Source organism: Achromobacter arsenitoxydans SY8 (assembly GCF_000236785.1).
Taxonomy (GTDB): domain Bacteria; phylum Pseudomonadota; class Gammaproteobacteria; order Burkholderiales; family Burkholderiaceae_B; genus Achromobacter; species Achromobacter arsenitoxydans.
Window position 1 is genome coordinate 21,794 of sequence record NZ_AGUF01000087.1, and the last position, 12,327, is coordinate 34,120.

The following is a 12,327-nucleotide window of genomic DNA, read 5'->3' on the forward strand; positions in this document are numbered from 1 at the left end:
TGGAAGCGGCCGCCCCAGAGGCGGCCGCTTTGTCTTACTTCACGAAGGGTTCAGGCCTGGGCGTGTCGTCTTCCGACGGCGGCAGCACCGGGTACTGAATGACCGGCTGGTCGCCCGTTAGCGTCTTCAGGAACGCCACGATCTGCGCGTTTTCGTCCGGCGTGAAGGTGCGGCCCAGTTGCAGCCGGCCCATCACATCTACCGCCTGCGTCAGCGTGGCAGCCTCGCCGTCGTGGAAGTAGGGATAGGTCAGCGCCACGTTGCGCAGGGTCGGCACCTTGAAGTTGAAGCGGTCGGCGTCCTTGCCGGTGACGGCTGCCCGCCCTTCGGCCTTGTTCTCGGTCACGTAGGGCGTCACCAGCCCCATCTTCTGGAACGAATTGCCGCCCACGGCCACGCCGTTGTGGCAGGCCACGCAGCCGCTGTTCTTGAAGAGTTCATAGCCGCCCAGTTCGCGCACGGTCAGCGCCTTCTTGTCGCCCTTGAGCCATTGGTCGAAGCGCGAATTCGGCGTGACCAGTGTTTCCTCGAACGCCGCCAGCGCGCTGGTTACCTCGCCGATCGTGATGCTGTCCTTGCCGAACACCTGCTTGAATTCGGCGCGGTAGCCCGGGATGGAGTTCAGCACCTGTACGGCCAGCTCGTGCGTAGAGGCCATTTCCATCGGATTTTCGATGGGGCCGCCCGCCTGTTCGCGCAGGTCTTTGGCGCGGCCGTCCCAGAACTGGGCGATGTTCAGGCTGGAATTGAGCACGGTGGGCGAGTTGATGCCGCCCTGCTGCCACTTGTGGCCGATGGAGGCCTTCAGGTTGTCGGACCCGCCCATGGCCAGGTTATGACAGGAATTGCAGGAGATCGCGCCCGAGCGCGACAGGCGCGGATCGAAAAAGAGCTTCTTGCCCAGTTCGACCTTGGCCGGATCCTTGACGATGGCCGGCTCGACCGGCTGTATCGGCTCTTGCGCGGTGCTCCAGGCCTGCCCGGCCCACAGGCTCAGTACGATCCCGATGGCCAGCAGCGTGCTTTGCTTTCTCATTTGCTTCTCCTGTGAATAACCCGTGTAACTTCATGGTTATTACAGCGAAGCCCCATTCCGGCGGCCTTGCGGGGCGTCAAGCCGCACAAGCCGCCCTATCGCGTCAAACCGGAAGATTGACGGCGCTCAAGGAAAAACCCGCGCGCGGGCCGGGATAAGCAGGTCCTGGTCAGGGCCGGACCGACGCTGCCGCGGGAGCTGGCTCGGCGCGGCGGGCCTGCACGGCGATCCATTGCGCCAGGAAGGCCGCCGCGGTGAACGCCACGCCCGCCCCAACCCACGGGCCCTGGCGCAAGCCGGCGTCCAGCAGCAGGCCGAAGGCCAGCGGCCCCAGGGCCGAGCCCACGTCCATGCCCGAATACACCAGGCCATAGACCGAGCCGGTGGACCCCTTGGGGGTAACGCGGCGGATCAGCATGTCGCGCGACGGCGCGGCCACGCCGGAGCAGAAACCGGCCAGGGCCACCACGGGCGCGGCCAGCACGGCGGGCACCAGGCCCAGGGCCAGCACCACCAGCGTCAGCCCCGCCAGGATCAGCGCCACCATCACGGTGCGCTCGGTGCGCGGATTGGCCGACACCAGGAAACCGCCGGCGGCCATACCCACGGCCGAGGCCACCATGTAGCCCGACAGCGCCGAGCTGGCGGTGACCTTGGACAGGTCATACAGCTGGCCCAGGAGCGGAATCGTGTAGTTCTGCACCGACGACAGCGCGATAGAGGTGCAGGCAAAGAACAGGAACGCACCCCACAGCGCCGGCTTGGCCAGCAGTGCCACCAGGGTGGCCAGCACGCCTTCCTGCGGCTGGGCCGCGGGCTTGGAAGCATCCTTGGCGTCACCGCGCGCCTCTATCGGGGACGGACCGCCGAGCAGGTCGCGGCCCAATACCGTCAGCAGCAGCACCAGCGCCACCAGGGCTGCCGCGCTGTAGGCGGCCACGCGCCAGTTGGCCAGCAGCGTGATGGACGTGATGAACACGGGCGTGAGCGCCCAGCCCAGATTGCCGGTCAGCCCATGCGTCGAGAACGCATGGCCCAGGCGCGGGGCGGTGATGCGATGGTTGATGATGGAGTAGTCCGCCGGGTGAAACACCGAATTGCCGATGCCGCCCACGATTGCCGCGGCCATCAGCATGGCGTAGCCCGTCGCCGATCCGATGAGCACCCCGGACAGGACGAAGCAGCCCAGCCCGAACCACAGCACCGGGCGCGCGCCGATCCGGTCGACCACGAAGCCCGACGAGGCCTGGCCGATGCCCGACACCACGTAGAAGGTGGACACCAGCAGGCCCAGCCGCGCGAAATCCAGCCCGAACTCCAGACCCAGCGCGCCGTACAGCGACGGCAGGACCAACTGGAAGAAGTGGGACGACGCGTGCGCCACGCCGATGAGCAGGATGATCTTCCAGTCGCGCCGGCGGATGTCGGCGTCGGAAATCATGGGGTTTGCAGCGGTTGCGGTGTTCATTGCCATAGGCCGCAGGCAGCGGCGGATTGCGTCCGCACGGGGCGGCTCGCGGGTTGTCTCCGGCGACGGTCCGGGCATCCGCCCGGGCGTCGTGTTCGCGGCGATTGCGGCGCGTAGGCCGTGCCGGATCGGGCCGGCGGATCGCTCTTGAAGCGCCACGGCGGCCGTCTTGCGCGAGCCGGACCGCCGTGGGATGTTGCAACTGCTCCAGGCCGGCTGACACCGCCGGCGCTGGCGAATAGGTGCTACAGGGCCTTTTCGCGGATGGCGGGCCAGGCGCGCTGCAGGTAGTACAGCATCGACCATACGGTCAGCACCGCCGCCACGATGATCAGGACATCGCCCAGCAGCTTGGTGTTGACGCCGTGGATCGACTGGTTGTACAGCAGGCACGGGATGGCGATCATCTGCGCGGCCGTCTTGAACTTGCCCAGCCGGTGCACCGCCACGCTGGCGCTGGCGCCGATCTTGGCCATCCATTCGCGCAAGGCGGAAATCGTGATTTCGCGGCCGATGATGATCAGCGAAATGAACGCGTCGACGCGGCTGAGGTCGAGCAGGACGATCAGGGCGGCGCACACCATGAGCTTGTCGGCCACGGGGTCCAGGAAAGCGCCGAATGCCGAAGTCTGGTTCCAGCGCCGGGCGAGCCAGCCGTCAAACCAGTCGGTCAGCGCGGCAATGATGAAAGCCCATGCGGCCAGCGTGTCGCGCACGGGTACAGACATCCAGCTCTCGGGCAGGTAGAACAACCCGACCACCAGCGGAATCATGGCGATACGCAGCCATGTCAGGATTATTGGAACGTTAATTGGCATAGTGTCCGTATGCTAACAGCTAGAGTCCGCCCGAAGCGCCTTTGGCGCCTCCCCAAAGGGGGCGCCTCTGCGAACCGGCGTAGCCGGATCCGCGCGGCCCGGATTGCTCGTAGTGGCGGGTGGTTGAAATTTGAGGGAGTTTTGTGGCATCTGGGTGACTCCGGGCTTTCAGCGCAGCGCTTCGTAGATGCGGATCGCCAGGTCCTGGGAGATGCCGTCGACGGACGCCAGGTCTTCGATGCTGGCCGAGGCCACGCCCGAGAAGCCGCCAAAGCGGGCGAGCAGGCGCTGGCGGCGGCGGGCGCCGACGCCTTCGATTTCCTCCAGCCGCGAGACATTGCGCGTTTTGGCGCGCCGGGCGCGCATGCCGGTGATGGCGAAACGGTGCGCCTCGTCGCGCACCTGGGCAATCAGCATCAGCGCGGCGGATTCGCCGCCCAGCGCCACGGGCGGACGCTCGTCGGCGAAGACCAGGGTTTCCAGGCCGACCTTGCGCCCTTCCCCCTTGGCCACGCCAACCAGCGTCTGGATGTCCAGGCCCAGTTCGGCGAACACCTTGCGGGCGACCTCGACCTGTCCCTTGCCGCCGTCGATCAGGACCAGCCCCGGCATCTGGGCATCGCCGTCGGCGACCTTGGCGAAGCGCCGGGTCAGCACCTGGCGCATCGCGGCGTAGTCGTCGCCCGGCGTGATGCCCGCGATGTTGTAGCGGCGGTAGAGCGAGGGCTGCATGTCGTGGTGCTCAAACACCACACAGGAGGCCTGGGTGGCCTCCCCGGCCGTATGGCTGATGTCAAAGCATTCGATGCGCAGCGCGTCCAGCGCGGCTTCGTCCGTATCCAGATCCAGCGCCTCGGCCAGCGCCAGGGTGCGAGCCGCCCGGGCGCCGGATTCGGTCAGCGCGCGCGCCAGCGCCATCTCGGCGTTTTTCGCGGCCTGTTCCAGCCACGACCGGCGCGTGCCCTGCGGCCGCGTCAGCACGCGCGATGGGCGTCCGCCGGCCTGCTCCACCAGCAGCGTGATCAGGTCGGGATCGGGCAAAGCGTGCGAACAGACCAGCACGGGCGGCATCGCGTTGTCCGTGTAGTGCTGGGCCACGAAGGCTTCCAGCACCTGCGGCGCGGCCTCGCCTTCGGCATGGCTGGGAAAGAACGGTTTGTCGCCCAGGTGACGGCCGCCGCGCACCATCGCCAGGTTGACGCACACCTTGCCGCCTGCGACCGCCACCGCGATGATGTCGGTGTCCTCGCCGCTGACGTTTTCCATGGTCTGCTGATGCAGCACGCGCGCCAGCGAGCCCATCTGGTCGCGCAGCGCGGCGGCTTCCTCGAAGCGCAGCTCGCTGGAGGCCTGCAGCATGCGGGCCTCGATCTCGCCCATCACGTCCTTGGCCTCGCCGTTCAGGAAGCGCACCGCCCGCTGCACGTCGCGCTCATAGTCGGCGGCTTCGATCGCGCCCACGCAGGGCGCCGAGCAGCGGCCGATCTGATGCAGCAGACAGGGCCGCGAACGGTTGGCGAAGACGCTGTCCTCGCAGGTGCGCAGGCGGAACACCTTCTGCAGGATCTGGATGGTTTCGCGCACGGCCCAGGCGTTGGGAAAGGGGCCGAAGAACTGCCCGCGCTTATTGGTGGCGCCGCGGTAGTAGGCAATGCGCGGCCAGTCGTGGCCGGTGATATGCAGGTAGGGATAGGACTTGTCGTCGCGGAACAGGATGTTGTAGCGCGGCTTCAGGCTCTTGATGAGGTTGTTTTCCAGGATCAGCGCTTCCGCCTCGGAGCGCGTCACCGTGACCTCCAGCCGCGCCACCTTCGCCACCATCTGGGCGATGCGCGGGCTGGACAGGTTCTTCTGGAAATACGACGATACGCGCTTCTTCAGGTCGCGCGCCTTGCCGACATACATGACCTCGCCGGCCGCATCCAGATGCCGGTATACGCCCGGCAGATGCGGCAGGTCAGACAGGAACGATTTGAGATTGAAGTCGTCGGGCATTCTGGTAACGGCTTTCAGCCTGCAAGGTGTCCCAGTCGGGCGCGTCGAAGCGCGGCATCAGGCGACGGATGCGGGCGACGGACTCGGGCGGGTGGTCGAACTCCAGCCGCGACAGCAGCTCGTCGGCCAGGTCCGGCCGGTTGCACACCAGCACCATGTCGCAGCCGGCGCGCAGCGCGGCGTTGGCGCGGTCCAGGATGTCGCCGGCGACCGACGCGCCTTCCATGGTCAGGTCGTCCGAGAACACGACCCCATCGTAGCCCAGGCGCTTGCGCAGAATGTCCTGCACCCAGCGCTTGGAGAAACCGGCCGGATGCTTGTCGACCTTGGGATAGATCACGTGCGCGGGCATCACGGACGGCAGCACGGCGTCGCCCAGCCAGGCGTACGGGGCCGCATCGTCCTGCAGGATCTGGTCCAGCGTGCGCGGGTCTACGGGAATTTCGTGGTGCGAGTCGGCGCCGACGTAGCCGTGGCCCGGGAAGTGCTTGCCGCAGGCCGACATGCCGGCCAGCGCCAGGCCCTGCACCAGCGCGCGCGACAGCATCGTCACCACGCGCGGGTCATGGTGGAAGGCGCGATTGCCGATCACCTTGCTGACCCCGTAGTCCAGGTCCAGCACCGGCGTGAAGCTCATGTCCACGCCGCAGGCGCGCAGCTCGGCGGCCAGGACGTAGCCGGCCTCGGTCGCCAGCCGCATCGCGTTCAGGGGATCGCGGTCCCACAGCGCGCCCAGTTCGCGCATGGGGGGCAAGGCGGTGAAACCGTCGTCCCGGAAGCGCTGCACGCGGCCGCCCTCGTGGTCCACCAGGATCAGCAGCGGCTCCTTGCGAGCCTTGTGGATCTGGCGGGTCAGCTCGGTCAGCTGGGCGCGGTTCTCGAAGTTGCGGGCGAAAAGAATCACGCCGCCCACCAGCGGGTGGCGCAGGCGCTTCTTTTCGGCCTTCGTCAGCGTGTATCCCGCCACATCGACCATCACGGGGCCGGGGGGCAGAACCGCCTTGGATTTTTTCTTGGCCATAGGGCTGTCCTTGTATCTATGCGCGGCAAGCCGGCCGGGAGAAGCCCGGGCTCAGGGCTTGCGCTCGACCACCACGTACGCGGCGGCCATGTCGGATTCATCGGTAATGGAAACATGGGCCGCGCCGAAGCGCTGCTCATACCATTCCAGCAGTTCGGGCGCGATCACCAGCACCGGACGGCCGCCCGGCGCGTTCAGCGTCTGCACGCGGCGCCAGGTCATGGGCATGCGCATGCCCAACCCGATCGCCTTGGAAAACGCCTCTTTGGCGGCGAAGCGGGTGGCCAGGAAGCGCAGCCCGCGGACGGGGTCGCGGGCGCGGCGGGCATGGAATTTCTGCAGCTCCTCGACGCCCAGGATCTTCTCGGCAAAACGGTCGCCGTGGCGCGCCAGGGCGCGCTCGATGCGGTCGATGCGCAGGAGGTCCATGCCGATGCCGGCGATGGCGCCGGGAGGCGTGGCGGCGGACGATTCAGGCATGGGCGGCTTCGCGGGAAGAGCGTCGGATCGGGTCATCGCCGCGCGATCAGGCGCCGCGCAGGGCGTGCAGCCGCGCCTGCACCATCAGCGCCTTCATGTCGCGCACCGCCTTTTCCCAGCCGTCGAATATCGCCTGCGCCACGATGGCGTGGCCGATATTGAGTTCGGAAATGCCGTCCAGCGCGGCCACCGGCTTGACATTGCCGTAGTGCAGGCCATGGCCGGCGTTCACGCGCAGGCCGTGGCGCAGGCCTTCGGCCACCGCCAGGCGGATGCGCTGCAATTCGGCCTGGGCGGCCTCGCCCTCGGCTTCGGCATAGGCGCCCGTGTGCAGTTCAATCACGGGCGCGCCGGCCTTGGCCGCGGCGGCGATCTGAACGGGGTCCGGATCAATGAAGAGCGATACGCGGATGCCGGCCTCGGCCAGCAGGGCCACCGCGTCCGACACCGGGCCCATGGCGCCAGCGACTTCCAGCCCGCCTTCCGTCGTGAGCTCGGTGCGCTTTTCGGGCACCAGGCAGACATCGCTGGGTTTGACCGCGCAGGCGATCTCCAGCATTTCCGGGGTGACCGCGCACTCCAGGTTCATGCGGGTGCGCAGCTGCGGCCGGATGGCATAGACGTCCGCGTCCTGGATGTGGCGCCGGTCTTCGCGCAGGTGCAGCGTGATCAGGTCGGCCCCGGCGTCTTCCGCGCGCAGCGCGGCGGCGATCGGATCGGGGTAAACCGTATGGCGTTGTTGCCGCAGCGTGGCGACGTGGTCGATATTTACACCAAGTTCTATCATTGCACTTTCGTTGTTTCTTCCCAGCCGCCGCCCAGCGCCTTGTACAGCTCCACGCGATTGATCAGCGCGGCCAGGCCGGTCTGCACCAGCGACAACTGGGCGTTGAAAAAGTCCACCTGCGCGGTCTGCACCTGCAGGTAGCTGTCGATACCGTTGGTATACCGCAAATTCGACAGTTCCAGCGTCCGCGCCGAAGAATCCTGCAGCGCGCGCTGGGCATCCAGCTGCGCGCCGTAGGTTGCTTCGCCCGCCAGCGCGTCCGACACTTCGCGGAACGCCTGCTGGATGCTCTGTTCGTATTGCGACACCGCGATATTTTCGCGCGCCTTGGCCAGGTTCAGCCCTTCGCGGATACTGCCGCCGGCAAACAGCGGCGTGGTGATCGAGGGCGAGAAGCTCCAGTAGCCCTGACCGCCCTTGAACAGGTCTCCCAGCGACGGGCTGGCCACGCCCAGCAGGCCGGTCAGCGAGATGGTCGGGAAGAACGCCGCGCGCGCCGCGCCGATATTGGCGTTGGCGGACAGCAGCTGGTTTTCGGCCGCCGCGATATCGGGCCGGCGTTCAAGCAGGTCGGACGGCAGGCCCGACGGCACCGTGGCCAGCAATTGGTCGCGGCCGAACTCCGCGGGCGCGGGCAGCGTGTCGGGCAGCGGCGTGCCCACCACCAGCACCAGCGCGTTCATGGCCTGGGCGCGCGCGCGCGCCAACTGCGCCAGGTCGGCCGAGGCCGTGTCCAGCAGCGACTTGGACTGGTTCAGATCCAGTTCGGACGACACGCCGCCGTCGAAGCGGCGCTTGACCAGGTCATAGGACTCCTGGCGCGACGCCAGCGTGCGCTGCGTCAGGTCAAGCTGGACTTCGGCGGCGCGCAGATTGAAATACGACTGAGCGACCGCGCCCACCAGGGTGATCTGCACGGTCTTTTGCGCCTGTTCCGTCGACAGGTATTGCTGATACGCCGCTTCGGACAGGTTGCGCAGGCGGCCGAACAGGTCGATCTCGAAGGTCGTCAGGCCGATGCCGGCCTGGTACGAGCTGCTGATCGAGCTGGAGTCGGGGCCGCCGGCCCGCATGTTGGCCGGCAGGTGCTGGCGCTGGCCCTGGATGCCGGCTCCGATGCTGGGCCATTGCTCGCCGCGCTGGATGCCGTACTGGGCGCGGGCCTCTTCGACGCGTTGCACCGCCACGCGCAGGTCGCGGTTGTTCAGCAGCGCCAGTTCGATCAGGGCCTGCAGGCGCGGATCGCGGAAGAATTCGCGCCATCCCAGGTCTGCCGCGGGCGTGCCCGCTTCCGGCATCACGTCGGAGGACGGCTGCGTGCCCAGCGTGGTCGCGCGCGAATACGCGCCGTACTGGACCTTGGGCTGGTCGGGCCACGCGCCGCTCACGGGCGCATCGGGGCGCTTGTAGTCGGGCGCCAGCGAGCAGCCGGCCAACGCCACCGCCACGAAGGCGGACAAGGCGGTCTGTTTCAACTTCAGGGCTTTCATTCCTTGCCCTCCTGGCCACCAGTGGGTTGTGCGGGTTGCGGCGTCGCCGTGGCGGGAGCCTGTCCGGCCTCCGCCTTCTTGGCGGCCTGCTCTTCCTCGAAGGCGCGCAGTTCGGCGCCGAGCAGGCGGGGCCGCGTCTTGAACAGGCCCAGCACCACTACGAAGAAGGTCGGCACGAAGATCACGGCGAACGGCGTGGCGGCCAGCATGCCGCCCAGCACGCCCAGGCCCACCGCGCGTTGGCTCGCGGCGCCAGCGCCGGTGGCCATCGCCAGCGGGATCACGCCCAGGATGAACGCCAGCGACGTCATCAGGATCGGCCGGAAGCGCAGGCGCGCGGCCTCCACCGCGGACTCGTACAGTCCCATGCCCCGCGCGTACTGGTCCTTGGCGAATTCCACGATAAGAATGGCGTTTTTGGCCGCCAGCCCGATCACGGTCACCATCCCCACCTGGAAGTACACGTCGTTGGACATGCCCAGCGCGCTGACCAACGCCACCGCGCCCAGCATGCCCAGCGGCACCACCAGCATGACGGAAATCGGGATGGCCCAGCTTTCATATAGCGCGGCCAGCACCAGGAACACGACCAGCAGCGACAGGCCCATCAGGATGGGAGCCTGGTTGCCCGCCTGCCGCTCCTGGTAGGAAAGGCCCGTCCATTCGTAGCCGAAGCCTTGCGGCAACTGCCCGACCAGGCGCTGCATTTCCTCCATGGCCTCGCCCGTGGTGTAGCCCGCCGCGGAACTGCCGCCGATACGCATCGACTCGTAGCTGTTGTAGCGCACGACCTGCACCGGCCCCTGCACCCATTCGGCCGTCACGAACGTCGACAGCGGCACCATCCCGCCCTGCGCGTTGCGCGCGTTCAGCTTGAGCACGTCGGAAAGCTGCATGCGGTAAGGCGCGTCGGCCTGGACCCAGATGTTCTGCATCCGGCCCATGTTGGGGAACTTGCTCAGGTAGGCCGAACCCACCGCCGTGGAGACCAGCGTGGCGGCTTCATTGAAGTCCACCCCCAGCGCCGCCGCCTTGTCGCGGTCGATGTTCAGGCTGAGCTGCGTGCCCGCGGCCAGGCCCGTGATACGCACCTGCGACAGCACCGGGCTCTTCATGGCTTCGCCCATGAGCTGGGCCGTGGCGGCCGCCAGCGCGTCGGTGCCGGCGGCGCCGCGATCCTGCAGGCGCAGGTCGAAGCCGGTGGCGTTGCCCAGCGACGAGATGGCCGGCGGCACCAGCGTGAACACCTGCGCGTCGTGGATGCCCATCAGCTGCTTCTCGAAGGCGGTGAACGCGATCGCGCCCGCCGAATCCTTGCGCTCCTTGCGGTCCTTGAAGTCCTTGAGCGTGGTGAACGCGATGGCGGCGTTCAGGCCGTTGCCGTTGAAGCTGTAGCCCTGCACGGCGATGATGTTCTCGACCGCCGGGAGGCTGCTGAAGTACTTTTCGACCTGCTCGATCACCTCGACCGTGCGGTTGGCGCTGGCGCCGGTGGGCAATTCGATGTTGCTGATCACGTAGCCCTGGTCTTCCTCGGGCAGGAACGACGACGGCAGGCGCAGGTACAGCCAGCCCAGCAGCAGAACCAGGACCAGGAAGATCAGCATCATCCGGCCGCCCTTGTGCAGGATGCGCGACACCCAGTTCTGGTAGCCATGGGTGGTGGCGTCGAACTTGCGGTTGAACCAGCCGAAGAAGCCCTTCTTGTCCTCGTGGTGGCCCTTGGCCACCGGCTTGAGGATGGTGGCGCACAGCGCCGGCGTGAAGGTCAGCGCCAGCAGGGCCGAGAAGAAGATCGACACGGCCATGGCCACCGAGAACTGCCGGTAGATCACGCCCACCGAGCCGCTCATGAAGGCCAGCGGCAGGAACACCGTCACCAGCACCAGCGTGATGCCGATGATGGCGCCGCTGATCTGCGGCATTGCTTTCTTGGTGGCCTCTTTGGGCGGCAGGCCCTCCGTCGCCATGATCCGCTCGACGTTTTCGACCACCACGATGGCGTCGTCAACCAGAATCCCGATGGCCAGCACCATCGCGAACATGGTGAGCACGTTGATCGAGAACCCGAACCCCAGCATCACTGCGAACGACCCCAGCATGGCCACCGGGACGACCAGCGCGGGGATCAAGGTATAGCGCACGTTCTGCAGGAACAGGTACATCACCAGGAACACCAGCACCATGGCTTCGGCCAGGGTGTGCAGCACTTGCTCGATGGACACCTTCACGTAGGGCGCGGTGTCGTACGGAACCGAATACTTGATGTTGCCGGGGAAGTACTTGGACAGCTCTTCCATCTGCTGGCGCACGCCCTGCGCCGTGGCCAGCGCGTTGGCGTTGGGCGACAGCACGATGGCGAAGGCCGCGGTGGGAACGCCGTTCAGGCGGGCGCCGAACTGGTAGTTGTCGGCCCCCACTTCGATCCGGGCAACGTCGCGCAACAGCACCTTGGAGCCGTCGGTATTGGCGCGCAGCACGATCCGGCCGAAGCCGTCGACCGTGCTGAGCTGGCCGTTGGCCGTGACCGTGGCGGTAATGCGCTGCGAATCCGGATTGGGCGGCGCGCCGATGCTGCCGCCCGAAACCAGCACGTTCTGGCCGGCGATCGCGTTGTTGACCTCGGCCATGCTGAGGTTGAAGCCCACCAGCTTGGCCGGATCGACCCAGATGCGCATGGCGCGGGGCGCGGCGAACAGCTGGAACTGGCCCACGCCCGGCACGCGCGACACCGGGTTCTGCACGTTGCGGGTGATGTAGTCGGCCAGCGCCGTCTGGTCCAGGGAGCCGTCGGTGGACGACACCGTCACGATCATCAGGAAGCCGGTGCTGGTCTGCTCATACTGCAGGCCCTGCTGCTGCACGGCCGCCGGCAGCTGCGCGATCACGTTGGACACGCGGTTCTGCACGTCCACCTGCGCCAGGTCTGGATTGGTGCCGGGCGCGAACGTGGCGGTGATGGTCGCGGTGCCGTACGAATCGCTGACGGACTCGTAGTAGATCAGGCCCTTGGCGCCGTTGAGCTTGTCTTCGATGATGCTGGTGACCGACTCGGCCACTTCCTTGGCCGACGCGCCAGGGTAGGTGGCGGTGATCGTGATGGCGGGAGGCGCCACATCCGGGTACTGCGCGACCGGCATGTTCGGGATGGCCAGCACGCCAGCCAACAGAATGAACAGGGCGACTACCCAGGCGAAAATTGGTCGATCAATGAAAAATTGCGGCATGTGGG

At 67.2% G+C, this 12,327-nt stretch carries 9 protein-coding genes; all 9 read right to left on the minus strand.

The annotated features are described in order from the left end of the window. Positions 1–34: 34 nt before the first annotated feature. The gene (locus KYC_RS26190) at positions 35–1,036 is read right to left on the minus strand and encodes a cytochrome-c peroxidase (RefSeq protein ID WP_008168223.1); all 1,002 of its coding nucleotides are present in this window, start codon (positions 1,034–1,036) and stop codon (positions 35–37) included. Between the two features lie 169 nt (positions 1,037–1,205). Continuing rightward, the gene (locus KYC_RS26195; RefSeq protein ID WP_043519316.1) at positions 1,206–2,510 is read right to left on the minus strand and encodes an MFS transporter; all 1,305 of its coding nucleotides are present in this window, start codon (positions 2,508–2,510) and stop codon (positions 1,206–1,208) included. A 239-nt stretch (positions 2,511–2,749) separates the two neighbouring features. Further along, positions 2,750–3,322: a CDP-diacylglycerol--glycerol-3-phosphate 3-phosphatidyltransferase gene (gene pgsA, locus KYC_RS26200; protein ID WP_008168226.1), complete on the minus strand. Its 573-nt coding sequence runs from the start codon at positions 3,320–3,322 to the stop codon at positions 2,750–2,752. A 168-nt stretch (positions 3,323–3,490) separates the two neighbouring features. Continuing rightward, on the minus strand, positions 3,491–5,317 hold the full coding sequence (uvrC, locus tag KYC_RS26205; RefSeq protein ID WP_008168228.1) for an excinuclease ABC subunit UvrC: 1,827 nt from the start codon (positions 5,315–5,317) through the stop codon (positions 3,491–3,493). After that, entirely contained in the window at positions 5,280–6,338 is a 1,059-nt protein-coding gene (gene nagZ, locus KYC_RS26210) for a beta-N-acetylhexosaminidase (RefSeq protein ID WP_008168230.1), read from the minus strand. The genes uvrC and nagZ overlap by 38 nt, the downstream gene beginning before the upstream one ends. Positions 6,339–6,389: 51 nt before the next feature. Further along, positions 6,390–6,818 carry a holo-ACP synthase gene (gene acpS, locus KYC_RS26215; protein WP_008168232.1) on the minus strand — a complete coding sequence of 143 codons (429 nt, stop codon included), beginning with the start codon at positions 6,816–6,818 and terminating at the stop codon, positions 6,390–6,392. A 46-nt stretch (positions 6,819–6,864) separates the two neighbouring features. Further along, complete coding sequence (locus KYC_RS26220; protein WP_008168233.1) at positions 6,865–7,605, minus strand: pyridoxine 5'-phosphate synthase; 741 nt, start codon at positions 7,603–7,605, stop codon at positions 6,865–6,867. Beyond that, complete coding sequence (locus KYC_RS26225; RefSeq protein ID WP_008168235.1) at positions 7,602–9,095, minus strand: efflux transporter outer membrane subunit; 1,494 nt, start codon at positions 9,093–9,095, stop codon at positions 7,602–7,604. Before KYC_RS26225 ends, KYC_RS26220 begins: the two co-directional genes overlap by 4 nt. Then, the gene (locus KYC_RS26230) at positions 9,092–12,322 is read right to left on the minus strand and encodes an efflux RND transporter permease subunit (protein ID WP_008168237.1); all 3,231 of its coding nucleotides are present in this window, start codon (positions 12,320–12,322) and stop codon (positions 9,092–9,094) included. The genes KYC_RS26225 and KYC_RS26230 overlap by 4 nt, the downstream gene beginning before the upstream one ends. Between the last annotated feature and the right edge of the window lie 5 nt (positions 12,323–12,327).

Bases quoted from the DNA above. Each gene is read 5' to 3' on its own strand.
- KYC_RS26190 (WP_008168223.1), bottom strand. From the start codon at position 1,036: ATGAGAAAGCAAAGCACGCTGCTGGCCATCGGGATCGTACTGAGCCTG.
- KYC_RS26195 (WP_043519316.1), bottom strand. From the start codon at position 2,510: ATGGCAATGAACACCGCAACCGCTGCAAACCCCATGATTTCCGACGCC.
- pgsA (WP_008168226.1), bottom strand. From the start codon at position 3,322: ATGCCAATTAACGTTCCAATAATCCTGACATGGCTGCGTATCGCCATG.
- uvrC (WP_008168228.1), bottom strand. From the start codon at position 5,317: ATGCCCGACGACTTCAATCTCAAATCGTTCCTGTCTGACCTGCCGCAT.
- nagZ (WP_008168230.1), bottom strand. From the start codon at position 6,338: ATGGCCAAGAAAAAATCCAAGGCGGTTCTGCCCCCCGGCCCCGTGATG.
- acpS (WP_008168232.1), bottom strand. From the start codon at position 6,818: ATGCCTGAATCGTCCGCCGCCACGCCTCCCGGCGCCATCGCCGGCATC.
- KYC_RS26220 (WP_008168233.1), bottom strand. From the start codon at position 7,605: ATGATAGAACTTGGTGTAAATATCGACCACGTCGCCACGCTGCGGCAA.
- KYC_RS26225 (WP_008168235.1), bottom strand. From the start codon at position 9,095: ATGAAAGCCCTGAAGTTGAAACAGACCGCCTTGTCCGCCTTCGTGGCG.
- KYC_RS26230 (WP_008168237.1), bottom strand. From the start codon at position 12,322: ATGCCGCAATTTTTCATTGATCGACCAATTTTCGCCTGGGTAGTCGCC.